General features: G+C 53.6%; 24 protein-coding genes. 16 read left to right on the forward strand and 8 right to left on the reverse strand.

All coding sequences use genetic code 11. From position 1 onward, the window contains the following. Window positions 1-63: 63 nt before the first annotated feature. Window positions 64-450: a hypothetical protein gene (locus tag ACN0VL_RS01820; protein WP_417614409.1), complete on the reverse strand. Its 387-nt coding sequence runs from the start codon at window positions 448-450 to the stop codon at window positions 64-66. 513 nt (window positions 451-963) lie between these two features. On the opposite strand from ACN0VL_RS01820, the gene ACN0VL_RS01825 reads away from it, so the two are divergent. Next, the gene (locus tag ACN0VL_RS01825) at window positions 964-1182 is read left to right on the forward strand and encodes a hypothetical protein (protein ID WP_417614410.1); all 219 of its coding nucleotides are present in this window, start codon (window positions 964-966) and stop codon (window positions 1180-1182) included. A gap of 2063 nt (window positions 1183-3245) precedes the next feature. Here the strand turns inward: ACN0VL_RS01825 and ACN0VL_RS01830 are convergent. The 3 genes from ACN0VL_RS01830 to ACN0VL_RS01840 all read right to left on the reverse strand — a co-directional run bounded on the left by ACN0VL_RS01830 (window position 3246) and on the right by ACN0VL_RS01840 (window position 5629). Next, window positions 3246-3449 (reverse strand): cold-shock protein, encoded by a 204-nt coding sequence (locus ACN0VL_RS01830; protein WP_071474100.1) that lies wholly within the window; start codon window positions 3447-3449, stop codon window positions 3246-3248. A 244-nt stretch (window positions 3450-3693) separates the two neighbouring features. Next, window positions 3694-4989, reverse strand: coding sequence for a tyrosine-type recombinase/integrase (locus ACN0VL_RS01835; RefSeq protein WP_417614411.1), 1296 nt, complete (start codon window positions 4987-4989; stop codon window positions 3694-3696). Between the two features lie 169 nt (window positions 4990-5158). Beyond that, complete coding sequence (locus ACN0VL_RS01840; protein ID WP_417614412.1) at window positions 5159-5629, reverse strand: hypothetical protein; 471 nt, start codon at window positions 5627-5629, stop codon at window positions 5159-5161. 317 nt (window positions 5630-5946) lie between these two features. Here ACN0VL_RS01840 and ccoN point away from each other — a divergent pair, with 317 nt between their 5' ends. The 11 genes from ccoN to ttcA all read left to right on the forward strand — a co-directional run bounded on the left by ccoN (window position 5947) and on the right by ttcA (window position 15911). Continuing rightward, on the forward strand, window positions 5947-7371 hold the full coding sequence (gene ccoN, locus ACN0VL_RS01845; protein WP_417614413.1) for a cytochrome-c oxidase, cbb3-type subunit I: 1425 nt from the start codon (window positions 5947-5949) through the stop codon (window positions 7369-7371). Between the two features lie 12 nt (window positions 7372-7383). Further along, window positions 7384-8001 carry a cytochrome-c oxidase, cbb3-type subunit II gene (gene ccoO, locus ACN0VL_RS01850; RefSeq protein WP_417614414.1) on the forward strand — a complete coding sequence of 206 codons (618 nt, stop codon included), beginning with the start codon at window positions 7384-7386 and terminating at the stop codon, window positions 7999-8001. Window positions 8002-8013: 12 nt separating this feature from the next. Beyond that, window positions 8014-8232 carry a cbb3-type cytochrome oxidase subunit 3 gene (locus ACN0VL_RS01855; RefSeq protein WP_417614415.1) on the forward strand — a complete coding sequence of 73 codons (219 nt, stop codon included), beginning with the start codon at window positions 8014-8016 and terminating at the stop codon, window positions 8230-8232. Further along, window positions 8229-9203: a cytochrome-c oxidase, cbb3-type subunit III gene (gene ccoP, locus ACN0VL_RS01860; protein ID WP_417614416.1), complete on the forward strand. Its 975-nt coding sequence runs from the start codon at window positions 8229-8231 to the stop codon at window positions 9201-9203. Before ACN0VL_RS01855 ends, ccoP begins: the two co-directional genes overlap by 4 nt. Window positions 9204-9290: 87 nt before the next feature. Beyond that, a complete protein-coding gene (locus ACN0VL_RS01865; RefSeq protein WP_417614418.1) occupies window positions 9291-9776 on the forward strand; it encodes a FixH family protein in 486 nt (161 codons plus the stop codon). A gap of 2 nt (window positions 9777-9778) precedes the next feature. Continuing rightward, window positions 9779-12145 (forward strand): heavy metal translocating P-type ATPase, encoded by a 2367-nt coding sequence (locus tag ACN0VL_RS01870; protein ID WP_417614541.1) that lies wholly within the window; start codon window positions 9779-9781, stop codon window positions 12143-12145. Further along, window positions 12145-12393 carry a cbb3-type cytochrome oxidase assembly protein CcoS gene (ccoS, locus tag ACN0VL_RS01875; RefSeq protein WP_417614419.1) on the forward strand — a complete coding sequence of 83 codons (249 nt, stop codon included), beginning with the start codon at window positions 12145-12147 and terminating at the stop codon, window positions 12391-12393. Before ACN0VL_RS01870 ends, ccoS begins: the two co-directional genes overlap by 1 nt. Further along, a complete protein-coding gene (locus tag ACN0VL_RS01880) occupies window positions 12390-13073 on the forward strand; it encodes a sulfite exporter TauE/SafE family protein (RefSeq protein WP_417614421.1) in 684 nt (227 codons plus the stop codon). Before ccoS ends, ACN0VL_RS01880 begins: the two co-directional genes overlap by 4 nt. A gap of 61 nt (window positions 13074-13134) precedes the next feature. Further along, window positions 13135-13896, forward strand: coding sequence for an FNR family transcription factor (locus ACN0VL_RS01885; protein ID WP_417614423.1), 762 nt, complete (start codon window positions 13135-13137; stop codon window positions 13894-13896). Between the two features lie 28 nt (window positions 13897-13924). Next, window positions 13925-14836, forward strand: coding sequence for a universal stress protein UspE (gene uspE / locus ACN0VL_RS01890; RefSeq protein WP_417614424.1), 912 nt, complete (start codon window positions 13925-13927; stop codon window positions 14834-14836). 82 nt (window positions 14837-14918) lie between these two features. Further along, entirely contained in the window at window positions 14919-15911 is a 993-nt protein-coding gene (gene ttcA, locus ACN0VL_RS01895; protein WP_417614425.1) for a tRNA 2-thiocytidine(32) synthetase TtcA, read from the forward strand. An 83-nt stretch (window positions 15912-15994) separates the two neighbouring features. On the opposite strand, the gene ACN0VL_RS01900 is transcribed toward ttcA, so the two are convergent. Both ACN0VL_RS01900 and ACN0VL_RS01905 read right to left on the reverse strand, forming a co-directional pair. After that, window positions 15995-16597 carry a DUF2987 domain-containing protein gene (locus tag ACN0VL_RS01900; RefSeq protein WP_417614426.1) on the reverse strand — a complete coding sequence of 201 codons (603 nt, stop codon included), beginning with the start codon at window positions 16595-16597 and terminating at the stop codon, window positions 15995-15997. Next, entirely contained in the window at window positions 16594-17358 is a 765-nt protein-coding gene (locus ACN0VL_RS01905; RefSeq protein WP_417614427.1) for a hypothetical protein, read from the reverse strand. Before ACN0VL_RS01905 ends, ACN0VL_RS01900 begins: the two co-directional genes overlap by 4 nt. A gap of 235 nt (window positions 17359-17593) precedes the next feature. On the opposite strand from ACN0VL_RS01905, the gene potA reads away from it, so the two are divergent. The 4 genes from potA to ACN0VL_RS01925 are packed head-to-tail and all read left to right on the forward strand — an operon-like array spanning window position 17594 to window position 21407. After that, on the forward strand, window positions 17594-18700 hold the full coding sequence (potA, locus tag ACN0VL_RS01910; protein WP_417614428.1) for a spermidine/putrescine ABC transporter ATP-binding protein PotA: 1107 nt from the start codon (window positions 17594-17596) through the stop codon (window positions 18698-18700). Beyond that, window positions 18687-19598, forward strand: a complete 912-nt coding sequence (potB, locus tag ACN0VL_RS01915) for a spermidine/putrescine ABC transporter permease PotB (RefSeq protein WP_417614429.1) — start codon at window positions 18687-18689, stop codon at window positions 19596-19598. Before potA ends, potB begins: the two co-directional genes overlap by 14 nt. Continuing rightward, the gene (potC, locus tag ACN0VL_RS01920) at window positions 19591-20358 is read left to right on the forward strand and encodes a spermidine/putrescine ABC transporter permease PotC (RefSeq protein ID WP_417614430.1); all 768 of its coding nucleotides are present in this window, start codon (window positions 19591-19593) and stop codon (window positions 20356-20358) included. Before potB ends, potC begins: the two co-directional genes overlap by 8 nt. Further along, on the forward strand, window positions 20358-21407 hold the full coding sequence (locus tag ACN0VL_RS01925; RefSeq protein WP_417614431.1) for an extracellular solute-binding protein: 1050 nt from the start codon (window positions 20358-20360) through the stop codon (window positions 21405-21407). Before potC ends, ACN0VL_RS01925 begins: the two co-directional genes overlap by 1 nt. A 113-nt stretch (window positions 21408-21520) precedes the next feature. Here the strand turns inward: ACN0VL_RS01925 and cobB are convergent, their stop codons facing one another. After that, window positions 21521-22243 carry a Sir2 family NAD+-dependent deacetylase gene (gene cobB, locus ACN0VL_RS01930; protein ID WP_417614432.1) on the reverse strand — a complete coding sequence of 241 codons (723 nt, stop codon included), beginning with the start codon at window positions 22241-22243 and terminating at the stop codon, window positions 21521-21523. 239 nt (window positions 22244-22482) lie between these two features. Further along, on the reverse strand, window positions 22483-22800 hold the full coding sequence (gene ihfA / locus ACN0VL_RS01935) for an integration host factor subunit alpha (RefSeq protein ID WP_417614433.1): 318 nt from the start codon (window positions 22798-22800) through the stop codon (window positions 22483-22485). Window position 22801 lies beyond the last annotated feature (1 nt).

Below are 22801 nucleotides of genomic sequence, written 5' to 3' on the forward strand. Positions count from 1 at the left end.
AGCCGCGCGACTGCTTAAGCTTCCGCCATAAATTCGAAGTCTGTAATAATGAAGAGCAGGGCGCTACACACCATCTTCGGCTTCTTCTTCATCTGGCGCTTCTATAATCGAGGTGTCCCAGGTGTTGGTGTTTTTGAACAGTACCAAGGTCTGTTGGTATTTGGCGAGCCGCTTCAGTTCCTGGTTGTCTTCTTCGGCCTTCGCCATCTCTATCGCTCCGTTTAGGGCGACGGTTAAAATGTCAATCACCAACGGCTTTTCCTGCTTGTTGGTGCCAACCAACCCCAGCAGCAGGGTGCCATCTTCCAGGCTCTGGTTTTTTATCAGATCCGCCACCACATCCTGTCTGCTTTGGGGCATTTCTTCTCGTTGCAGTTCTATCTCTTCAAATACCTGGCTGAAGGCGTCTTTAAAGAAGCCTTTCAGCTCTATGGTGGTTCGATAATGCATAGTTTTCGCCTTATTCTTTGTATTGGTTCACTTTAATGCTCTGAGTGTGAGCCTGTTACCGGGTTACAACAAGTCTATTTAGGGGGAGGACGAAGATCAGCCACCGCAGAGATTACGGCAATGCCTACATTATGGTAAATAGGGAGCAAGGCGGGAGGCTTGATGCCGGAAGTGACTGGGCTGACTAGCTGGCTTCCGCTGCACCATCATCGATAAATCTCCGCCCGAGTTCAGTGAGCTATGCCAGACTTAGGGCGAAAGACGGGTCTTCCCATGGCAATCCAAGCTTTTGCAGCATACAGGGCCCAAGCAGTATAGGCGTGAACAGGAATAAAAAGAGATAAACCATGAGGCTCAGTATCGGTCTGTAATCAGGGAAGGGCGGCTGTCTTGTCGTTTCTTGCGCTAGAACAAGGACGACAGCGGCTCACTCGATGAGACTGTTGATACCGGTTAGAAGAGGCTTTTGCCTTGGTCTGCTGTATCTGGGATCGACAGAAAAGGAGAAATGTTATGTCTGAAAATATGCATGGAATGGAAATGTGGTCTACGGGGCCACTCATGATGCTGGTGATGGCAGCCCTGGTGGTTGTGCCTTTTTGGTTTATCTTTTCTAAGGCGGGCCATTCGAAGTGGTTAAGCCTACTGATGGTGGTTCCCATCGTAAACGTCATTCTTTTATATTTCCTTGCGTTTAGCAAGTGGCCGAACCTTGGGAATAAGAATACGTAAGAATACCTTCCCAAAAGGCTTTGCTCCTGGAACAAGACTGCGCCTAACCAAACATTTATGGTAAATAGAGGTTCTGGTATCTGTATAGCTATTTAGTTAGGGCAACCTCCAAGATCCGTAATCCTGTACATGACAGTGTAACTATATGCTGCATTCAATGATGATCCGAGTTTGTTGCCCGATGAGCATGGGTTGCGGAGTATCGACATTGGAATTTACCGTGAACACGGCAGTTTCAGCTAGCTGCATGAAAACAGCCTTTGACGGTTTGAGCCATGACAGCTTGGGTAACGCCCAGTCATGTAAAGCCAGGTTAATCATCGAAGGCTTTGTAAATGAATGTATGGCTGAAATACCGGCTGCACAGACAACGCCATAGCTCAGGAGCAAACGAAGCCGTGAGCTGTGCCAGTCGACCGTCAGCATGGCCGGATGCTGTTAGTTACACAGCACAGATATAAACCACGGAACGCAGGTGGAGGCGGCTAAGGTAATGAGTACCTAAGTTGCTGAAAATTAATAGGTTCAGCATTATGGAAAAAATCATTGGGCGCTATAATATGTAACTTCGCATAATGTATATTATGTTAAATAGAGTATTATAGAGCTAGAATACAGCCTCATATTTGTGGGTTCCAGTTAAAAGTGAGATTTTTACAATACTGTGAGATCCACCGGCCAACCCCTTGCCTCTTTCTTACCCGTTACTGTTTAGCAACGTTTGGTTACGGCTTGAGCTGTCGGCTGTTTAAATACCAAACATCACATGGTTTAGCTGTGCATGACAGCGCACAACCATGTACCAGTTTGCCAGTCATGCATTTCGGCCGCGCAATGTGGTGCATTCTGTTGGAACAAGCTTGGCATCGAGCGAGCCGATCGTCGTCTGGTGTAGGTATGCAGATGGCACTTCAGTAAAGATTGGCATAGAGGTACACATGAAGAGCTGGTCTCCTGCTCCGATAGTGCTCGATGTTCCATCAAGGTTGCCATCTCTGGCTCGGTTTCACGGACGTTGTGGGCTTATACTTCACCCGGTATTGCTATCAAGCAGCAAGCAGCAAGCAGTTTGCAGTGGTTTGCCTATTCATCGAGCCTGGGGATCAGAACGCGTGACCGCAGTTGGTGATGTGGACACAGGTATGGCTTTATACCGCACTGGCTCTCACACGGGCCTGACATCATGGTCTTTCTACTTTTCAGAAGAGTTTGTGCCGGGTTTGGCTGTGGTTACCCCAACTTCTAAGCAGAATATCTGCTGCATCATGGGTGTGTCGCCATCATCGAGAGCGTTAAGTAAATGCCTTGGCTGCTGAAATACCCACATCCGAGCACCAGAAAACGATCAGTTGCATGCCTTTAACCAGCGAAGATATGCGTATAGCAGTCACCAGGCAAACTCTGAAAACCGCATGCTGACTGGGTTTCTAGCCGATTCAAGTAGTATGCGGGCCAACCGCCACGTTAATAGAAAGAGTAGTAAAAACAGCCCTTTAGGTTAATGCCGATAAACTGCATTATCGGCATTAACACATCATTATTTTTGCATAATATTGAAGTTAAGCTCGGTACCACTGAGAATGTGTTGTTACTTTCCCTGCTCTTTGCAGTTCTTTAGTAAAGATTGCTGTGCATTCGGATTGAAGATGCAAGCAACCCAACACCTCACCAGCTTTTCTAACGTCTCGGCACCGTATTGGTGTCGCTATGAAGTCAGCCCCCTGCTTTCGAGCTGATTGTCTGGCGGCTTGTTGGCAATTAACCATTAACCATGAGCGGGTGTGCTTGTGCCGTGCCCTGCTGCGCTCAGCATATGTGGGCTATACGGGAGCTCAGCTCCTTACCGGCGCCCCCTAGACTGAACTTTTTCGCCTCACTTCCTGGGCTCCCGACCCTGCGCGAGGATGCGGTTCCTTCGTGGGAGCGATGGCAGAATATCGTGTCCAGCCCTGTTCCTCTGTTAAAACGAAGGGCTCTGCCCTGCTCGCTGCCAATCATCGGATTTTACATACAAAAAAACCCGCCGAAGCGGGTTTTTTAGGTCTTGAATTACCTAAGGGTAATTACAGAGCCTGAATCTGTGAGGCTTGAGGACCCTTGGCACCTTCAGTCGCGGTGTAGGATACTGCCTGGCCTTCTGCCAGAGTTTTAAAACCACCGCCGACGATTTCGGAGAAATGAGCGAACAAATCTTTGCCGCCATCAGCAGGAGTAATAAAACCAAAACCTTTTGCTTCGTTAAACCATTTTACGGTACCGTTAGCCATTTTTTCTTACCTTTATTTTAGTGGTGAGCTTGTGCTCGAAAAATGCAACAAATATCAAATAAGGGAAGTTTGGTAACTGTAGTGCCGTAAGGTACGAACAATGACAAAAGGCCGCGCTAACTTGAAACTCTATGCTGGAGCGCACTCTACGCATGCATGGGGTGTGAGTCAAACATTATCTTGGCGCTCTTTTTTCCTGGTACCGATGTTGGGCCCCTCAGTCCCCAAAGACAGACTGGCTGCTTTAGCTTTCATGAATGTGCAAGCGGTTCAGGCGTTTGCTGATGGCACTTTCGTGACGCTCTATCTTGCCGGTGTGCAAATATTGCGAGGTGGTGTCTATGCTGTCGTGGCCCGCATCGGCTTGTACGTGGGACAAGGGACGGCCGTTCAGGTTAATGTCGTGAGTAATACCGGTGTGGCGAATACTGTGCACCGTCAGGCTGCGCATTTCGCTGGCATCATGTTCAAAGCCATCGTTGGCGGCATTGTCGGCGGCGTGAGCAATGAGCTCGTTCAACAAGTCACGCAGCTGGCGGATCCCCAGGTTGGCATTCAGCAAGCCCTGGTCTCGCCCTCGCCCGGCGGCCTTGTGGCGGACAAACAAGGGGGTGGCTTCATTGGGTGCCGGTAAGGGTGGCAACTGCAAGGCTTGCCGGTAGTGCTGCAGCGCTTCGAGCAGTTCACGGGATACGGCCACGGTGCGCTTTTTGCCGCCTTTGCTCACGGGAATATGAAAGCTCCAGATACCGGTATGGCTATCTCGGCGAAACTGGCTCATTACCGGCGAAAAGCCCGGTCTGGCCGCCACTTCAGAAATGCGCAGGTAGCAGCCGTACATCAAGGAAACCAGAAACAAGGTGCGTTGATGTCGTTCGGGATCCTGCTCTGCCAGCTGTTGTGCGGTACTCATCACGTAAGACCACTGCAGATCACTGAAGACCCTTACTTCATCTTCTTCACTAAAACTGGCGGTCAGCACCGGGCTGGAGCCAAAGCGACTGTGGCGCATCCACATCACGGCGGGATTGCGTTCGGTGACTTCTTCGTTGATCAGGTAGCTATAAAAGGAAGACAAGATCGCCATCTTGGTTTTCAGGGCTTTATCGCTAAGCTGATATGGTCTGGCAATGCCATCCTGCTTCTTGCCTAAGAACGGCCGCCATTGGGGATTGGGCTGACGTTCTCCCCAATCCTTATTCAGCATGAACTGAGCCACGTTATGGTAGGCGATCAGTGCCTTGGGGGGCGCCGAGCAATAGTCCACGTAACGGTTCATGCTGCGCCGATCCAGCTCGATGGGCGACGCCTGTTCGACATCGAAACACCAGTGCAAAAACGTGGTCAGTTCGCTGCGATAGGTCTTGTAGTTATTCTCGCTGAAACGGCTTTCCAGCAACCAGTCTACCGCATGCTCATAGATAAAGGCGGCATCGGCTACCTTATTCAGGGTAATGTCGGCGATATGCTGATTAACGACGCTGTTGCCCTCTTCCAGGTAGTGAGGAGCGTCGAACAATGGCAATACTTGGGTGGTCATCAATATCTGCGCTAAGTCACTGTGTATGTTTATACAGTATACCGGGTTGTCGGCAGGCTTGCCGAGCGAAGTGTGGTTGAAGCTTAACCGTGAGGTGTGAGAGGTAAAACGTGAGGCATAAAACATGGCAATTGTCCCCTCACGATTTACGCCTCACCGCTCACTCGCCTTAGCGCTCGACTTCAAATAGAAATTTAAACTGCTGCGTTTCGCCCTCGTGTTCAACATCCAGCACCCAGCCCCACACCATGCTGCGTTCGGTACAGGAGCCGACCAAAGCTTGCCCTTGCCAGTGTCCGGCAGCGTCCTGGGTGATGAGGGCCGGCAAGGTGCCCATGTACATACTGTGTCCTTCCAGGCGGCTGCCGGTTACCTTGGCATCGGGGTCGGACAGCGTCAGGGAGAGCTGAAAGGGTGACTCGGGCTGTAACTTGTCGGCGGTCAAATGGGCCTCTGCCCACACATTCCCCTGCTGCTCGCGGCAGGGGCTGTGGCCTATGTCACAAAACGCCTCTTTCGCCGTGTCCGGTTCGGGAGCCTGCGGGTCACCCTGGTAGGTTCTAAACCAGAATGCGGCGATCAATATTCCCAGCACTACCAGAATTTGTCCCAGTTTCGCGCCGGTCAACTTGTCTCTCATGCTTGTTTTTGTCCTCTATAGCATACAATTCACCAGGCTGTTTGATCTGGGTCAAGCCAGCTTTATATGCCTTCTGGTGCGGGTGAAGTGGTAATCATATTACTGTTTATACTGTTATTTTTGAAGCCACTCATTTATCATCCTCCCGGCAGCCAGCGCAATCGAGGCCTTGATCCACGGTTGTTAATAACCGGTTAATTAAGTAATCAAGCGTGCGGATGCCACTAACGAAGCGGTTATCTTACAATTCTTCCGACGTGTTTACCTTTTCGGTGAGCACAAACCTGAATAATTGCAGTGGAAGCGGAACTATAACGATGAGTCAAACTAATAATCAACCAAACTACAATTATACTGTAGTTCGCCAGTTTACGGTCATGACCGTAATCTGGGGTATCGTCGGTATGTCGTTAGGTGTGTTAATTGCAGCACAGCTAATCTGGCCTGCCCTCAACTTTGAAACACCCTGGTTAACCTATAGCCGATTACGGCCACTACACACCAACGCGGTTATTTTTGCGTTTGGTGTCAGTGCGCTGATGGCTACCTCCTTCTATGTCGTGCAGCGCACCTGTCAAGTCCGCCTCTTTGGTGGTCCGCTGGCAGCGTTCGTGTTCTGGGGCTGGCAGGCTATCATTCTTGCGGCGATTATTACTCTGCCCCAAGGTTATACCTCCACCAAGGAATATGCCGAACTGGAATGGCCAATCGATATTGCCATCGCCATCGTCTGGATAGCGTACGCTGTTGTGTTCTTCGGAACCCTGTACAAGCGCGTGACTTCACACATTTATGTGGCGAACTGGTTCTACGGTGGTTTTATTCTGACCATTGCCGTACTGCATATCGTTAACAGCATGGCTGTTCCGCTGAACGGCCTGAAGTCTTACTCCATGTATGCCGGTGCAGCCGATGCCATGATCCAGTGGTGGTATGGCCATAACGCGGTAGGTTTCCTGCTGACCGCAGGCTTCCTGGGCATGATGTACTACTTCGTACCCAAGCAGGCGGGACGTCCGGTTTATTCTTACCGTTTGTCCATCGTGCACTTCTGGGCGCTGATCACCCTGTACATCTGGGCCGGCTCTCACCACCTGCACTACACCGCCCTGCCCGACTGGGCTCAGTCTCTGGGCATGGTGATGTCCCTGATCCTGTTCGTTCCTTCCTGGGGTGGCATGATCAACGGTATCATGACGCTGTCCGGTGCCTGGCATAAACTGCGTTATGACCCCATCCTGCGCTTCCTGATCGTGTCCTTGTCGTTCTACGGCATGTCCACCTTCGAAGGCCCCATGATGGCAATCAAAACCGTTAACGCCCTCTCCCACTACACCGACTGGACCGTAGGTCACGTACACTCGGGTGCACTGGGCTGGGTAGCCATGATTTCTATCGGTGCCGTTTATCACCTGATCCCCAACCTGTTTGGCCAGGAGCGCATGTACAGCATCAAGCTGATTGGCACTCACTTCTGGTTAGCCACCATTGGTACGGTTCTGTACATCGTGTCCATGTGGATCAGTGGTGTGATGCAGGGTCTGATGTGGCGTGCGGTGAACGACGATGGCACCCTGACTTACAGCTTTGTTGAAAGTCTGCAGGCCTCGTACCCGTTCTACTTTGTACGTTTCCTGGGCGGTTGTTTCTTCCTGACCGGTATGTTGCTGATGGCCTACAACACCTATCGCACCATTCAGGCGCCGAAAGGCTCCCTGCAAGCCATTCCGCAGCCAGCATAAGGAGACGTGAACATGAAAAACCCAAAGAATCGTCACGAGTTGGTTGAAACGAATACAACCTGGTTGGTGATACTGACTGTTATTGCGATCAGTTTTGGTGGCCTGGTAGAGATCGTTCCCCAGTTCTTTCAACAGCAAACCACAGAGCCAGTAGAGGGCCTGCGCCCCTATACGGCTCTGGAAATGGAAGGTCGTGACCTTTACATTCGCGATGGATGTCATGTCTGCCACAGCCAGATGATTCGTCCTTTCCGTGCTGAAACCGAGCGTTACGGTAACTATTCCGTGGCCGGTGAAAGCGTGTGGGAACACCCCTTCCTGTGGGGCTCCAAGCGTACCGGTCCCGATCTGGCCCGTGTAGGTGGTCGTTACTCCGACGAGTGGCATCGTGTGCACCTGATCAACCCGCGTGACGTGGTGCCCGAGTCGAACATGCCTGCCTTCCCGTGGCTTGAAACGAACATACTGGACGGTAAAGAAACTGCGGCCAAGCTGAGCCTGTTCCGGGATAGCTTCGGCGTTCCTTATACCGATGCCGATATTGAAGGTGCCGAAGCAGCCGTTAAGGGTAAAACCGAAATGGACGCTATCATCGCTTATCTGCAATCGCTGGGCCACGCCCTTAAATAACCGGAGTCGATTATGGATTTCAGTACCCTGGATGCACTTAAACCTACTCTGATTAGCTATCAGACGCTGTTGTTGTTTGTGATGTTTATCGGTCTGGTCTCGTGGGCTTACAGCAAACGACGTAAAGACAAGTTTGATGAGATAGCCAACTCTATCTTTGATGATGAAGACCAGCCGGGCGGATCGTCTCCGGGTACTGAGCAGGATCGCGCAGGAGCTAATAAAAAATGAGTACTTTTCTGAGTGTTTTTGTCACCCTCATCAGCCTGGGCACCATTTTTGGGTGTCTGGCGCTGCTGATCTGGTGTTCTCGCGACAAGATGGGGATGGAAGATGGCGCCCCTACTGGCCACACCTATGACGGCATTACCGAGCTGAACAACCCGCTGCCCAAGTGGTGGAGCTACCTGTTCATCTTCATGGTGGTGTTCTCGCTGATCTATCTGGCGCTGTATCCTGGGCTGGGTAACTTTAAAGGCCTGTTGGGCTGGACGAGTTCCAACCAGAACGTACGTTCGCTGGAAGAGTATCACGCGGCGGCTGCCGAAGCTCGGGAGCAAGGCAAGCTGGTGCAGTACGATCGGGAAATGGTCAAGGCGGACGAGGTGTTTGGTGCCAAGTTCCGTGAGCTGACCTATGAAGCCGATGGTACTACCTATTTTGCCATTGCCGACATCGCTCAAAACGAAGATGCCACCAAGGTGGGCCAGCGCCTGTTCTTGCAAAACTGCGCCCAGTGTCATGGTTCCGATGCCCGTGGTGCCCGTGGTTTCCCTAACCTGACCGACGGTGATTGGTTGTGGGGCGGCAAGCCAGAGCAGATCAAGGCCACCATTATGCACGGCCGCCAGGGCGCCATGCCGGCCTGGGGCGACGCCCTGGGTGAAGATGGCGTGCGTGAAGTGGCTTCTTATGTGTTGAGCCTGTCCGGCCGTAAGGTTGATGCAGTGGAAGCACAGAAAGGCCAGGCTCGCTTTGCCGTATGTGCCGCCTGTCATGGTATGGACGGCACCGGTAACGAGATGATGGGTGCCCCCAACCTGACCGACAACATCTGGTTGTATGGTGGTTCCCGCGCCGCGGTTGAAGACACCATTCGCCATGGTCGTCATGGTGTCATGCCAGCCTGGAAAGACATTCTGGGTGAAGACAAGGTCCAGTTGCTTTCCGCTTATGTGTACAGCTTGAGCAACAGTAATTAAGCCCATCGGGCTCTGGTAAAAAAGCCCCGCTCGTCGGGGCTTTTTTTTGCTATATTAGCCACTGCTTTTTTTGTAGTAGGAATTGTTATGCAACGTCATTGGTATCAGCAGTTTTGGCCCTGGTTTCTTATCGTACTGCCCCTGTGCGCAGTCGCCGCCAGCCTTTATACCTTCTATTTGGCAAGCTCGGGTGCCGACAGCATGGTAGTGGATGACTACTACAAAAAAGGCCGGGGTATCAATAAAGACTTGAGCGAATTGAAGCGTGCCGCCGAGCTGAATATGGTCGCGACCCTGAGGTATCAGGACGAGCAGGTCTCTATCGTGCTGGACGGTGAACACAACAAAGGGGAAGCGATCCGGGTCAACTTTACCCACCCTACCCTGGAAAAAGAAGATCACCGGCTGCTGATGAGCAGCGATGCGGCGGGTATTTACCGGGTCCGCCTGGACACTCCGTTGATGAAGGGCAACTGGAACCTGCAAATAGAAGCCATGGATGGTAACTGGCGGTTGCAGGAGCGTATTAGCCTGCCCATTAGAGAACAGTTGATTATTCGCGCAGGGAGCTGATGATGGACGGCTGTTTTCACTGTGGTGAGGCCGTACCCACCGGCAATCGCTACCAGCTGGAACTGGACGGGACGGCGCAGTCATTTTGTTGCCCGGGGTGTTTGGCGGTTGCCGAAACCATTATCGATTGTGGCCTGTCCAGTTACTATCAACACAGAACCGCCCCCGCGCCCAAGGCGGAGGCGGTGCCCGATGAACTGAAGCAGTTGCAGCACTACGATCTGGCCGAAATACAGCAAGACTTCGTTAGCGACAAGGACAACCTGAAAGAAGTGCAGCTGTCTATTTCCGGGCTAAGCTGTGCGGCTTGTGCCTGGTTGATTGAACGTCATTTATCCCGGGTGGCCGGGGTGGTGCTGATCCAGGTCAATACCACCACCGAGCGCGCCCGTCTGCGCTGGGACGAAAAGCTGACGCCCCTGAGTCGGCTGCTGGCCGCCTTTGCCGATATCGGTTATCAGGCACGGCCTTTTCAACCCCACCAGCAAGAGCAGGCGTACAACCAGGAAGTCAAAGCCTATCTGTTGCGCATGGGCGTCGCCGGCATTGCCAGCATGCAGGTCATGATGGTGGCCATCGCCCTGTACGATGACCTGTTCCCTGAAACCGATGCCGGCCTGATCGAGTATTTTCGCTGGATAAGCCTGTGGTTGTGCATTCCGGTCATGGGGTACTCTGCCCTGCCTTTTTATCGTAATGCCTGGCGCGGCCTGAAAAACCGCGCCCTGAACATGGACTTGCCGGTCTCGCTGGCGATGGTATTCGCCTTTGTGGCCTCGGTATATGCCACCGTGACACAAACGGGGGATGTGTATTATGAATGCGTGTCCATGTTCGCCTTCCTGTTGCTCACCGGGCGTTTTCTGGAAATGCGCGCCAAGCGGCGTGCCTCGGAAACCACCGCCAACCTGACCTTGCTGGTGCCCATGCTGGCTCGCATAGAAACCGACGAAGGTGAACAGGAAGTCGCGGCCAAAACCCTGCAACCCGGGCACACAGTGCTGGTGGCGCCGGGGAGTCAGATCCCCGCCGACGCCGAGATTATCAGCGGCAGTACCAGCATAGATGAGTCCATGCTCACCGGGGAGCACCTGCCGGTGATCCGCCATGTCGGTGATGCGGTGTTTGCCGGCACCACCAACGTGGAGTCCCCATTACGACTGCGGGTATTGCGTCCCCTGAGCGAGGCCCGGGTGTCGGAAATTTTGCGCGCCCAGGACGACGCCTTGCTGGAAAAGCCCAAGGTGGCGATTCTGGCGGATCAGTTGTCCCGCTACTTTGTGGCGGCCCTGCTGCTGGTGACCCTGGCAACCTATGTTATCTGGCTGCAAGTGGATGCCGACAAGGCATTCTGGGTCATGCTGTCGGTGCTGGTGGCTACCTGCCCCTGTGCGCTGTCGCTGGCCACCCCCACCGCACTCACTGTGGCTACCTCCCGGTTGAGTCGCTCCGGGGTGCTGGTACGGCGAGCCCATGTGCTGGACACTTTGCCTAAAATCAATCGCATCGTGTTCGATAAAACCGGCACCCTCACCCGGGGGGAAATTACCCTTGCCGCTACCCGGCTATATGGCGATCTCGACGAGTCACGGGTGTTGGCCATTGCCGCCGCACTGGAAGCCCAGTCGGAGCATCCCATTGCCCGCGCCTTTGCCGACTACCGTCAGACCGGCATGACAGTGACGGATCGGGAAAACCAGGTGGGCCGGGGCGTCACCGGCAAAATTGATGGCCGTGACTGGCAACTGGGCAGTGGCGCCTGGCTGGCCCCGGAGCAAGTGAATGAAGAGCTGTGCGTTTATCTGGCCAACGACAAGGGGCTGGTGGCGCGCTTCAGCCTGTCGGATCCATTGCGCAGCGAAGCGGCGGCACTGGTACAGGCCTGTGCTACCCAGGGGATAGCCACCACCATTTTAACCGGGGACAGCTCGGGTCAGGCCGAGCGAGTGGCCGCAACCCTGGGGGTGGATCAGCTGATCAAGCACGCCAGCCCGGATGACAAGCTGGCCTACTTGCAGAAGCGTGACCAGGCCGGAGATATTTGTTTGATGGTGGGCGACGGTATTAACGATGCACCGGTACTGGCCGGGGCGCATGTGTCTTTTGCCATGGCGGGCGGGACCGATATTGCCAAGAACAGCGCCGATGCCATCATGCTGGCCGACAACTTGCGGCACATTTTAACTGCCCGGCACATCGCCACCCGTTGTCGCGCGGTGATCAAGCAGAACTTTAGCTGGGCGCTCGGCTATAACCTGATTATTCTCCCCCTGGCGGCCACCGGCCATGTCTCCCCCTGGTTAGCCATGGTGGGCATGTCGGTCAGCTCCCTGATTGTGATGACCAATTCACTGAGGCTCGCACGCTAATGACAGATGATGTAGAAGTTTGGTATTTCATGATCCCCGTGGCCATGGTGTTTGTCGGCATCGCCATTGTGCTGTTTTTCTGGTCGGTTAAAAGCGACCAGTTTGAAGATCTGGACCGGCACGGCAGTAGCATTCTGTTTGATGATGACGATGCCTCACACCAGCAGGCACAACGACAGCCATTGGCCGACCAGCAAGAAGCCGCTGACAATCAAGGCGGCACCGACAAGCAAGACCTGCACTCATGACCACACAGCTTGATGCCTGGGCGGCTTTGCTTATCGGTTTGCTGGGCGCCGGGCACTGCATTGCCATGTGCGGCGGCGTGGCGGCGGCCTTTTCCATGGCCATTCCGGCTGAACAACGGCGCTGGCAAGGGCTGTATTTACTCAGTTACAACGCCGGGCGCATTCTAAGCTACAGCCTGGCCGGAGCGCTGGTGGGGGGGGTGTTTGCCAGCCTGGCCGATATCAGCCTGGGCAAGCAGGCGCTGGTGTTCATGCGCCTGCTCACCGGCGTGATGATGATCCTGCTGGGCTTGTACCTGGCACGGTGGTGGTTTTTCTTGTTGCACCTCGAAAAACTCGGCTCGGGTCTCTGGCGACACCTCAAGCCCCTGGCCGGTCGCTTTGTTCCGTTCAGGCACCCCCTGGCGGCACTACCCTTTGGCATGATCTGGGGCTGGTTGCCTTGCGGCCTGGTGTATTCGGCGCTGACCTGGAGTGCGGTGTCCGGCGGGGCACTGGAAGGTGCTCGGGTGATGGCGCTGTTTGGTTTGGGCACCCTGCCCACCCTGTTGGCTCTGGGTGGCCTGGCCGGCCAGTTGCGCCATTGGCTCAATCACCCCATGTTTCGTCAGGTATCTGGTATCTTGTTGATTTTTTATGGTTTGTTTACCATTTATCAGGTTTTGCCCGTCGGGTACTAATCTATTAAGCGGTCATTTTTGGTGCTATGATTATTCATTGGCACCACAAAAGAACTGAGCGATGGGAAATCAGAAAAAAACAACGAGAACGACCAACGGCAGCAGTTGTGCTATCCACTGCCAGGATTGCAGCATCAGCCAGCTGTGTATCCCGCTTGGGCTTAACTCCGATGAATTGGACGAGCTGGATAACATTATTGAACGGAAAAAACCGATTCAAAAGGGCCAGGAACTGTTCAATGCCGGCGAAGAGCTGAAGTCGCTCTATGCCATTCGGGCCGGGACGGTCAAGTCCTATACCATTACCGAGCAAGGCGACGAACAGATCACCGCTTTTCACCTTGCGGGCGACCTTATCGGTTTTGACGCCATTAACAGCGGCCACCACCCTTCCTTTGCCCAGGCTCTGGAAACCGCCATGGTGTGCGAAATTCCGTACGAAATACTCGACGAACTTGCCGGCAAGCTGCCCCGCTTACGACAGCAAATCATGCGTTTGATGAGCAGCGAGATTAACGGCGATCAGCAGATGATTTTGCTGTTATCGAAAAAGACCGCCGAAGAACGCCTCGCTTCTTTTTTGCATGGTTTGTCGAGCCGCTATTCGCAGCGTGGTTTTTCGGCCAGGGAATTCAGGCTGAGCATGACCCGCGGCGACATAGGTAACTATCTGGGGCTGACGGTAGAAACCGTGAGCCGGTTGCTGGGCCGCTTTCAGAAGAACAACCTGATTGAAGTAGACGGCAAGTATATTCGCATTCTGGACTTGCCCGAGCTGGCCAGTCTTGCCGGCGCGCCCTCGTCTGCCTCATCGTTAGCTTGACATTTATGTTCATAGAAAGGGACGCCTTATGATTAAATATCAACATATTCTGGTGGTACTGGATCCGCTGGCTGAAGTTCAGCCGGCTTTGCACCGCGCCGTGTCCGTGGCCGCATTGCAGGAGCACGCCGACATTACCGTCTTCATGGCGATTTATGATTTCTCCTATGAAATGACCTCCATGCTGTCGAGTACCGAGCGCGACGAAATGCGCGAAGGGGTACTGCAGGGCCGCGAAGAGTGGCTGAAAACCCTGCTCACACCCTACGAAAACAGCAAGGTAAAGTTCAATCTCAAAGTGGTCTGGCACAGCCGCCCCTTTGAAGCCATTATTCAGCAGGTGCAGGACGGTCAGCACGATCTGGTGGTAAAAAGCACCCACAAGCACAGCCTGATCCAGTCGTTCATCTTTACCCCTACCGACTGGCACCTGTTACGCAAGTGCCCCTGCCCGGTGTTGCTGGTCAAGGAGCAGGACTGGCCCATGGGCGGCAATGTGCTGGCGGCCATTAACTGCGGCAGCGACGATAAAGAGCAGGATGCCTTCAACAACAAGATCATTGGCGAAAGTGCCGAGGTGGCGCGCCTGCTGTCGGCAAAGCTGCACCTGATTAATGCCTACCCCATTACCCCGGTCAACATGGCGCTGGAGTTGCCCGACTTCGATCCCAATGTGTATAACGCCGCGGTAAAACGTCATCACGAGAGAGCGCTCTATGAGTATGCGGTGCGCTTCGATCTGGAAACCAGCAGCCTGCACCTGGAAGAAGGCCTGGCCGAAGAAGTGATCCCGATCTGCGCCGATAAAACCAATGCCAGCCTGGTGATATTGGGATCGGCAGGCCGCACCGGCTTTTCGGCGGCGTTACTCGGCAATACCGCAGAGCAGGTGGTCGACAAATTGAGTTGTGACGTACTGGTGCTGCGCCCCGACGCCTAATACTTGCCTAATCCCGTCACGGGCGTCTTGCCCTCGAGACGCCAGTCACTATAATAACCCCAGTTTTTTTGCTGGGGTTACCATGTCCGTCTCAACTCGATCCGACTCAACTACGTCTGTCTCAAACAAATCCGCTTCAAGCACGTCCGACTCAAACCAGTCTGCGCTTTCTGCCAAACAGGTTTACAGCTTCAACAAGCTGCAAAAGCGGCTGCGTCGAAACGTGGGTCAAGCCATTGCCGATTTCAACATGATTGAAGAAGGCGATCGCGTCATGGTGTGCTTGTCCGGTGGCAAAGACAGCTACGCCATGCTGGATATGTTGCTCAATATCAGGGCCCATGCCCCCATCTCGTTTGAGATTATTGCCGTCAACCTCGATCAGAAGCAGCCCGGATTTCCCGAGCAGGTGCTGCCTGATTATCTGGATGCACTGGGGGTGGAGTACAAGATTGTTGAAGAAGACACTTACTCCATCGTCATGGACAAAGTCCCCGAAGGTAAAACCACCTGCTCGCTGTGCTCCCGGCTGCGTCGCGGCATTTTATATCGCACCGCCACCGAGCTGGGTGCCACCAAGATTGCCCTGGGCCATCACAGAGACGACATTCTCGAAACCCTGATGCTGAACATGTTTTATGGCGGCACCATGAAGTCGATGCCCCCCAAGCTGGTGAGCGACAATGGCAAGCATGTGGTGATCCGCCCGCTGGCCTACTGCAAGGAAAAAGATCTGGTGAGCTTTGCCGCGGCCAAGGCGTTTCCGATTATTCCCTGTAACCTGTGTGGCTCGCAGGAAAACCTGCAGCGCCAGGCCATCAAGAATATGCTGCAGGACTGGGACAAGCGCTTTCCGGGCCGTATCGAAAGCATGTTCCGCTCGCTACAGAACCTGGTGCCCTCTCACTTGCTGGACCATCAGCAGTTTGACTTCAAGAGCATCAACAGTGACTCGGGCGTGATCGACGGTGGCGATATCGGGTTCGACAAGCCGGACGTGGCACCGCGCTTTATCGATGAAGACGCAGAGGCGCCCGAGCTGGGCGAACGCCTGGATATTGTTGAAGTAAAATAAGAACCGTGAGGAGTGAGGTGAAAAGCGGGAGGCGTGATTTACACCTCACACCTATCGCCTCACTCTTTACGCATTACGAGTTTCTAAAACCAGGGCGTGATTCGCACCGCGGGTAACGTCAGGCTGCCCTCTTCTGCCAGCTGCTCCTGAGTCAAGGTCAGCTGCCGCTCGCCGTTAATCCGTTGCTCCGGTTTAGCGGGGGTCAGCTTGATGCCTTTCAGCTCGGGAACAAAATAGCGACCAGGCCAGCCGGCCATTTTTTGCAGCAGACGGTACATGTCGTCTTCTACCTGATGCAATTCAGACAGGGCCACCTCGCCACCGGCCAGGTTGCTTTGTATCTGAACCGAAATATCACAGTCGTGACTCCCCATCATCTCCAGGGCCAGCACGGCTTTGTCCAGATCCAGTTCTTTATCTTCTGGCAGCACAAACTGGCCATGAGGCAATACAGTCACCTCGCCTCTGATGGTGTCATCTACCCGTATCACTCCCGACTCTATGGTGCACAAGCCCTGGCCATCGGCCCGGCTTAAATAAAAGCCCAGCTCGGCATGCTCTATCCTGGATTTTTTAACCTTGGCCATGTATTTATAAAAGCCGCTATACCCCAGCTCCAGGGGCGCGGCTTGCAGCTGACTGGTCGATAGCGCCACCAGCGTGGCAATCATCAGTGACGTCTTCATGCCTCAAAGTGGTCCTTGTTGGTGGGGGAAGAAGAAGGCGGATCCAAAGGGGCGGCATCGGTGCCTTCCACGCCACAGGCTTCACGATACAGAATACCCTTGACCACTATATACATGGGCACCACCCAGATAAGCCCCACACCCAGCGTAAATACCGCGCCCATAAACAGCAGCAGCATCAGGATGTGAATCGTCAGCAATGCCAGCCACTGGCGGGCAAACAGACGCAGCGAAGTGGTTATGGCCTGTATCGGGGTCATGCCCTTGTCCAGGATCAACGGAAAGGTAAACATCAGCGCCACACTCAGGATCAGGGTGGGCAGCATGGACAAGACAGGTGACAGACCCAGCATTTGTCCCAGCGGCATAAACAGGCTGCTGATAATGCCCATCAAGAGGCTGGCGACCGCCAGGGGCAGTAAAAAGCGAAAATAATCAAAAATCTGATTAGGGCGAATGGGTCGGTCAACCGCCCTGTGTACGCCCATCATGTCGAGTGCCGCACTCATGGGGGCGATAATCATGGATATCGCCAGGCCCAGCAGGCTGACGCCCCAGGTCATTTCTTCACTGTCTCCGGAGACCGCCACCAGTAATTGATTGAGTACCAGCCAGCAGCCGACCACGCCAATGGTCGCCAGCAGTATTGGCATTTTGGCACCGTGAATACGCTGCCAGGCTTCTTGAAAAATGACTTTGGGGGCGAGTGTAAAACCCTGCTGTAACGACCGTTGCAGCCGGGCAAATCGTGGTTCATTCATTAATACAGTCTCTAACTTAAGATGGTGCCATTATAACGGAGGAAGCCGAGCGAGACAGCAAAGCTAAGCCATTATTAACACAAGGAATTAAATAGACGCTATTTTCTCATAGAACAGTAAAAGTGTTCATCTCGGTCATAAATATTTGCTTTGCTTTGCTCCCCCGGCTCACTAGAATGCGCGCTCTTTTGGATATCTAAACGCAGTGCGTTTTCATCGAGGTGCATAAGGCTACATGGCGGAACAATCTATTCCCCTAGTCTCTCTGACGGGTATTAGTAAAGCATTTGACGGCAAAGCTATCATAAACAACCTGGACTTATCCATTTATGACGGCGAATTCCTGACCATTCTGGGTCCTTCCGGATGTGGTAAAACCACGGTATTACGATTGATTGCCGGCCTTGAACAGGCAGACTGCGGACGCGTGACCCTGGCGGGGTCCGACATTACCGCCGTGGCGGCCGAACACAGACACGTGAATACGGTATTTCAAAGTTATGCCCTCTTCCCCCATATGACGCTGTTCGACAATGTGGCCTTTGGCCTGCGCATGCAAAAGCTGCCCATGGCCGAGATCAGGCCCCGGGTGCTGGAAGCATTGAAGATGGTGCAGCTGGATGCCATGGCCAACCGTTATCCGCATCAACTTTCCGGTGGTCAGCAGCAACGGGTGGCCATTGCCCGAGCCGTGGTCAATCGCCCCAAGGTGCTGTTGTTGGATGAGTCCCTGAGTGCGCTCGATTACAAGCTGCGCAAGCAAATGCAGAGTGAACTCAAGCAGCTGCAACGCCGCCTGGGTATTACCTTCGTCTTTGTGACCCACGATCAGGAAGAAGCTCTGTCGATGTCGGACCGGATAGTGGTGATGCATGGTGGCAAGATAGTGCAGGACGGCACCCCCCGCGAGATTTATGAGTCGCCGGCCAACTTGTTTGTGGCGCGCTTTATTGGCGAGATCAACGTGATGGACGGTGAACTGCTCGGCCCGGCAACGCCAGGCAGCTGGCATGCCCGGGTAGAAGGCCGAAATTGTGTGGTACACAGCCAGCAACCCTTTACCGCCGGTGACAAGGTGTGTGTCTTGCTGCGCCCCGAAGATTTGCGCATGAAGATCACCGATGCCAATGCGACCACGGACGGCGTTGCCGGGCGTATTGTCGAGCGCTTGTATAAAGGCGCCACATTGGAGTCACGGGTCGAACTGCAGTCAGGTCAGCACATTCTGGTGTCCGAGTTTTTTGACGAAGACGATCCCGACTTTGATTATCGTCTTGGCGAACAGGTCAGCCTGACCTGGGTGGATAGCTGGGAAGTGGTACTGCCCTATGAACAACACTAATACCCTGGCCACTCGCCCACTGGCTGCCCGGATAAAGGGGCTGAAGGGCAATGGTTTCAGAAACCTGGCGGTCAGTCTGATCGTCGGTTGGTTGCTGCTGTTTGTGTTTTTGCCCAACCTGATGATCATTGCCACCAGTTTCATGACCCGGGATCACGCCAGTCTGGTCAGCCTGGTGTTCAGTCTGGACAGTTATAGCCGTTTGCTCGATCCCCTGTATATACAGGTACTGGGGCATTCGCTGCTGATGGCGGGCATCGCCACCCTGCTGTGCTTGCTGGTGGGGTATCCGTTTGCGTTTATTATTGCGCAAATGCCGGTGCGTGTTCGCCCGTTATTGCTTTTTTTGGTGATAGTGCCGTTCTGGACCAACTCCTTGATACGGACCTACGCCCTGAAAATCGTGCTGGGTACCAAGGGGTTACTGAACACTGTCCTGCTGAGCCTGGGCCTGATTGAGCAGCCACTGCGCATCATGTTTACCGAAGTAGCGGTGATCATTGGGTTGGTGTACATACTGCTGCCCTTTATGGTGCTGCCTTTGTACTCGGCCATTGAAAAGCTCGATGGCCGCTTGCTGGAAGCGGCACAAGATCTGGGGGCGGGTAAGGTGTCGCGGTTTTTCCGCATTATATTGCCGCTGACACTGCCCGGCATAGTCGCCGGTTGCCTGCTGGTGTTCTTGCCGGCGCTGGGCATGTTCTATATCTCGGACCTGCTCGGTGGCGCCAAAAACCTGTTGATTGGCAACATCATCAAAACCCAGTTTTTGAATATTCGCGACTGGCCTTTCGGTGCCGCCACCAGTGTCACCTTGACGCTGCTTATGGCCGGCATGATGTATGTGTATTATCGCGCGGCGAAAATGATGAACAAGAAGGTGTCACTCGATGATTAAGTGGCTGAAGGGGTGTTTTTTACTGTTGGTATTCGCCTATTTGTACATTCCGATAGGAGTGCTGATAGCCAACGCCTTTAACCGCTCCAAATTCGGTATCCGCTGGGAAGGCTTTACCCTGGAGTGGTTCGAGCGGCTGGCCAATAACGCCAGCCTGATGGAAGCGGCCCGTCATTCCCTGACCATAGCCCTGGTGTCGGCCACCGCCGCGGCGCTCATTGGTACTCTGGCCGCCGTGGCGCTGTATCGTTACTCGTTTCGCGGCAAGCGGTTTGTGGGGGGCATGCTGTTTGTGGTGATGATGTCACCGGATATAGTGATGGCCATTTCGTTGCTGGCGCTGTTTGTGGTGCTGGGGATCTCGCTGGGATTCTGGTCGCTGCTGTTTGCACACATCACCTTTTGTCTGCCATTCGTGGTGATTACCGTGTATTCCCGGTTAAAAGGCTTCGATGTTCGCATGCTGGAAGCGGCGAAAGATTTGGGTGCGAGTGAAGCCGTTACCTTTCGGCGTATTATTCTGCCCCTGGCCGGCCCGGCCATTGCTGCAGGCTGGCTGCTCAGCTTCACCCTGTCACTCGACGATGTGATTGTGAGTTCGTTTGTCACGGGGCCAAGCTATGAAGTGTTACCGCTGAAAATTTACTCTATGGTCAAGGTCGGTGTTTCACCCGAAGTGAATGCACTGGCTACGTTAATGTTGGCAATGTCGCTGATCCTGGTGGTGATAGCGCAGTTATTATTAAGGAAGAAACAATAATGAAATTAGCTCTTCGCCCTCTGGCCTGGGTTATGGCTGCCACGTTTCCCGTGCTGGCGCAGGCACAAGATCGCCTGTCGGTTTATGCCTGGGCCGAATATATCCCCGAAGCGGTATTGCAGGACTTTACCAAAGAAACCGGCGTTAAGGTGGATTACGCCAGTTTTGACTCCAACGAAGCTCTGTATGCCAAGTTGAAGCTGTTGCAGACCAGCAAGGCCAAGGAAAGCTACGATGTTATTTTTCCGTCCAGCTACATGGTCAGTAAAATGATCCGTGAAGGCATGTTGCAACCGCTCGACAAGAGCAAGCTGCCGCATTTTGCCGAGCTGGATGACAGTATTCTGAACAAGGACTTTGATCCCGAAAACCGTTACAGCATGCCCTACTCTTTTGGCAGCACCGCCATTGCGGTGAACCGTGATGATTTGCCGGATGCCGAGGTGAGCTCATGGCAGCATCTGTGGGACAGCCGCTGGGAAAATCAGCTGATGCTGACGGATGATATTCGCGAAAGCTTTCAAATGGCGTTGTTAACCCTGGGATATTCGGCCAACAGCCGCGAGCCGGCCGAAATCCAGGCCGCCTATGAAAAGCTGATCCCGCTGCAAAACAACGTGCTGCTGTATAACTCGGATAACCCGCGGCTACCTTATGTCACCGGGGAAACCTCGCTGGGCTTGTTGTGGAGCGATCAGGCGTATAAAACCCAGCAGGACGGCATAGCGCTGGACTATGTTTACCCGAGTGAAGGCGCCATTTTTTGGGCGGATAGTGCGGTGATCCCGAGTAATGCCAAGTCGGTAGATGCGGCGCATCAGTTCCTGGACTTTTTAATGCGCCCCGCCGTGGCGGCACAAATCATTCAGGAGTTGGGTATCGCCGTTCCCAACAAGGGAGCCAAGGCACTGCTGCCGGCCGAAGTGGCCAATAACCCTGTGTTGTTCCCCTCGGTCGAGGTGATCAATCAGGGGCATTTTCAGGAAGATCTGGGCGACGAAGTGCTGGCCATTTATGAAGGCTACTGGGTCAAGCTCCGCTCTCGGTAATCTGCACTGACGACAGCAAGGCCCGCCATTGAGCGGGCCTTTTTATTGCAAATAATCTGCAAGTCACCTGCCAGAAGGCTGAGCGATCAACGCCTTGTTATCGACGGATGCTTTTACTGTAGATGACGGGCGTTCAATAATTCGTTGACGCACTTCACCACCTCGACGGTGGCAGCGCCATAACGGTGTTCATTGAAGTGGCTCTTGACCTGACTGGGCTCCAGATTTATTTCTATGGTATGGGCGTTATGCATGGCGGCTTCGTGTACCAAGCCGGCAGCCGGATACACATTGCCCGAGGTGCCAATAGCAATAAACAAGCTGGCTTCACTCAATGCCTGATAAATGCGGTCCAGCCCCAGGGGCATTTCACCAAACCACACCACATGGGGCCGTAGCGGCTCGGGAAACTGACAGCACTGACACAGGTCCGTGGTATGAATGGCGGTTGGCCAGTCGGTGGTCTGATTGCTGTGCGGACAACGGGCCTTTAATAATTCACCATGCATGTGCAGTACGTTTTTGCTGCCTGCCCTTTCATGCAGGTCATCGATGTTCTGCGTGACTAGGGTCACTTGTTCCGGCCACTGGGCTTCGAGTTTTGCCAATGCCTGATGCGCCGCATTGGGCGCGACTGTGTGGAGTAACGCTCGGCGGTCATTATAAAATTTATGCACCAGTTCGGGGTCTCGTTTATAACCCTCGGGCGTGGCGACATCTTCTATATGGTGGTCTTCCCACAGTCCATCGCTGGCCCTAAAGGTTCTAATACCCGACTCGGCCGAGATACCCGCACCGGTGAGAATGACAATATTACCTTTAAGCACTGGTTGCATCCCTCTGTTAGCAGGTTATTCCATTAATCTGTTCATTCAGGCTAACAGCTACCAGGGTTTAAGGCCAATACGGCCTTAGTCTTACTCTTAATATCTGTGAGGGGTTAAGGGGGAAATAGTGAAGGGAAAAAGATAAACAAAACCTGCAGCTAAACATTCGGTGTGTCAGCCGATGCGCCTTACACTTCACGCTTCACTTTTTACACAATAAAAAGCCAGGCACTGGGCCTGGCTGTGTTTTATTCTGCCGACGAGTCAGACTCGTCGGGGGGTGAGAGATGTTCTACTCTGGCTTTAAGTTTTTGCCCCGGTCGAAAGGTGACCACCCGGCGCGCCGAAATGGGAATGTCCTCTCCGGTTTTAGGGTTGCGCCCGGGGCGCTCCCCTTTGTTTCGTAACTCGAAGTTACCGAAACCGGAAATTTTGACCTGTTCACCTTGCTCAAGAGCGGAGCGTATTTCTTCGAAAAACGCTTCTACCATCTCTTTGGCATCGCGCTTGGACAAGCCAAGTTCGGTAAACAGATGCTCTGCTAAATCGGCTTTGGTTAAGGCCATA

The organism is Oceanisphaera sp. (genome assembly GCF_048268965.1).
GTDB lineage: Bacteria > Pseudomonadota > Gammaproteobacteria > Enterobacterales > Aeromonadaceae > Oceanimonas.

Bases quoted from the DNA above. Each gene is read 5' to 3' on its own strand.
- ACN0VL_RS01820 (WP_417614409.1), bottom strand. From the start codon at position 450: ATGCATTATCGAACCACCATAGAGCTGAAAGGCTTCTTTAAAGACGCC.
- ACN0VL_RS01825 (WP_417614410.1), top strand. From the start codon at position 964: ATGTCTGAAAATATGCATGGAATGGAAATGTGGTCTACGGGGCCACTC.
- ACN0VL_RS01830 (WP_071474100.1), bottom strand. From the start codon at position 3,449: ATGGCTAACGGTACCGTAAAATGGTTTAACGAAGCAAAAGGTTTTGGT.
- ACN0VL_RS01835 (WP_417614411.1), bottom strand. From the start codon at position 4,989: ATGACCACCCAAGTATTGCCATTGTTCGACGCTCCTCACTACCTGGAA.
- ACN0VL_RS01840 (WP_417614412.1), bottom strand. From the start codon at position 5,629: ATGAGAGACAAGTTGACCGGCGCGAAACTGGGACAAATTCTGGTAGTG.
- ccoN (WP_417614413.1), top strand. From the start codon at position 5,947: ATGAGTCAAACTAATAATCAACCAAACTACAATTATACTGTAGTTCGC.
- ccoO (WP_417614414.1), top strand. From the start codon at position 7,384: ATGAAAAACCCAAAGAATCGTCACGAGTTGGTTGAAACGAATACAACC.
- ACN0VL_RS01855 (WP_417614415.1), top strand. From the start codon at position 8,014: ATGGATTTCAGTACCCTGGATGCACTTAAACCTACTCTGATTAGCTAT.
- ccoP (WP_417614416.1), top strand. From the start codon at position 8,229: ATGAGTACTTTTCTGAGTGTTTTTGTCACCCTCATCAGCCTGGGCACC.
- ACN0VL_RS01865 (WP_417614418.1), top strand. From the start codon at position 9,291: ATGCAACGTCATTGGTATCAGCAGTTTTGGCCCTGGTTTCTTATCGTA.
- ACN0VL_RS01870 (WP_417614541.1), top strand. From the start codon at position 9,779: ATGGACGGCTGTTTTCACTGTGGTGAGGCCGTACCCACCGGCAATCGC.
- ccoS (WP_417614419.1), top strand. From the start codon at position 12,145: ATGACAGATGATGTAGAAGTTTGGTATTTCATGATCCCCGTGGCCATG.
- ACN0VL_RS01880 (WP_417614421.1), top strand. From the start codon at position 12,390: ATGACCACACAGCTTGATGCCTGGGCGGCTTTGCTTATCGGTTTGCTG.
- ACN0VL_RS01885 (WP_417614423.1), top strand. From the start codon at position 13,135: ATGGGAAATCAGAAAAAAACAACGAGAACGACCAACGGCAGCAGTTGT.
- uspE (WP_417614424.1), top strand. From the start codon at position 13,925: ATGATTAAATATCAACATATTCTGGTGGTACTGGATCCGCTGGCTGAA.
- ttcA (WP_417614425.1), top strand. From the start codon at position 14,919: ATGTCCGTCTCAACTCGATCCGACTCAACTACGTCTGTCTCAAACAAA.
- ACN0VL_RS01900 (WP_417614426.1), bottom strand. From the start codon at position 16,597: ATGAAGACGTCACTGATGATTGCCACGCTGGTGGCGCTATCGACCAGT.
- ACN0VL_RS01905 (WP_417614427.1), bottom strand. From the start codon at position 17,358: ATGAATGAACCACGATTTGCCCGGCTGCAACGGTCGTTACAGCAGGGT.
- potA (WP_417614428.1), top strand. From the start codon at position 17,594: ATGGCGGAACAATCTATTCCCCTAGTCTCTCTGACGGGTATTAGTAAA.
- potB (WP_417614429.1), top strand. From the start codon at position 18,687: ATGAACAACACTAATACCCTGGCCACTCGCCCACTGGCTGCCCGGATA.
- potC (WP_417614430.1), top strand. From the start codon at position 19,591: ATGATTAAGTGGCTGAAGGGGTGTTTTTTACTGTTGGTATTCGCCTAT.
- ACN0VL_RS01925 (WP_417614431.1), top strand. From the start codon at position 20,358: ATGAAATTAGCTCTTCGCCCTCTGGCCTGGGTTATGGCTGCCACGTTT.
- cobB (WP_417614432.1), bottom strand. From the start codon at position 22,243: ATGCAACCAGTGCTTAAAGGTAATATTGTCATTCTCACCGGTGCGGGT.
- ihfA (WP_417614433.1), bottom strand. From the start codon at position 22,800: ATGGCCTTAACCAAAGCCGATTTAGCAGAGCATCTGTTTACCGAACTT.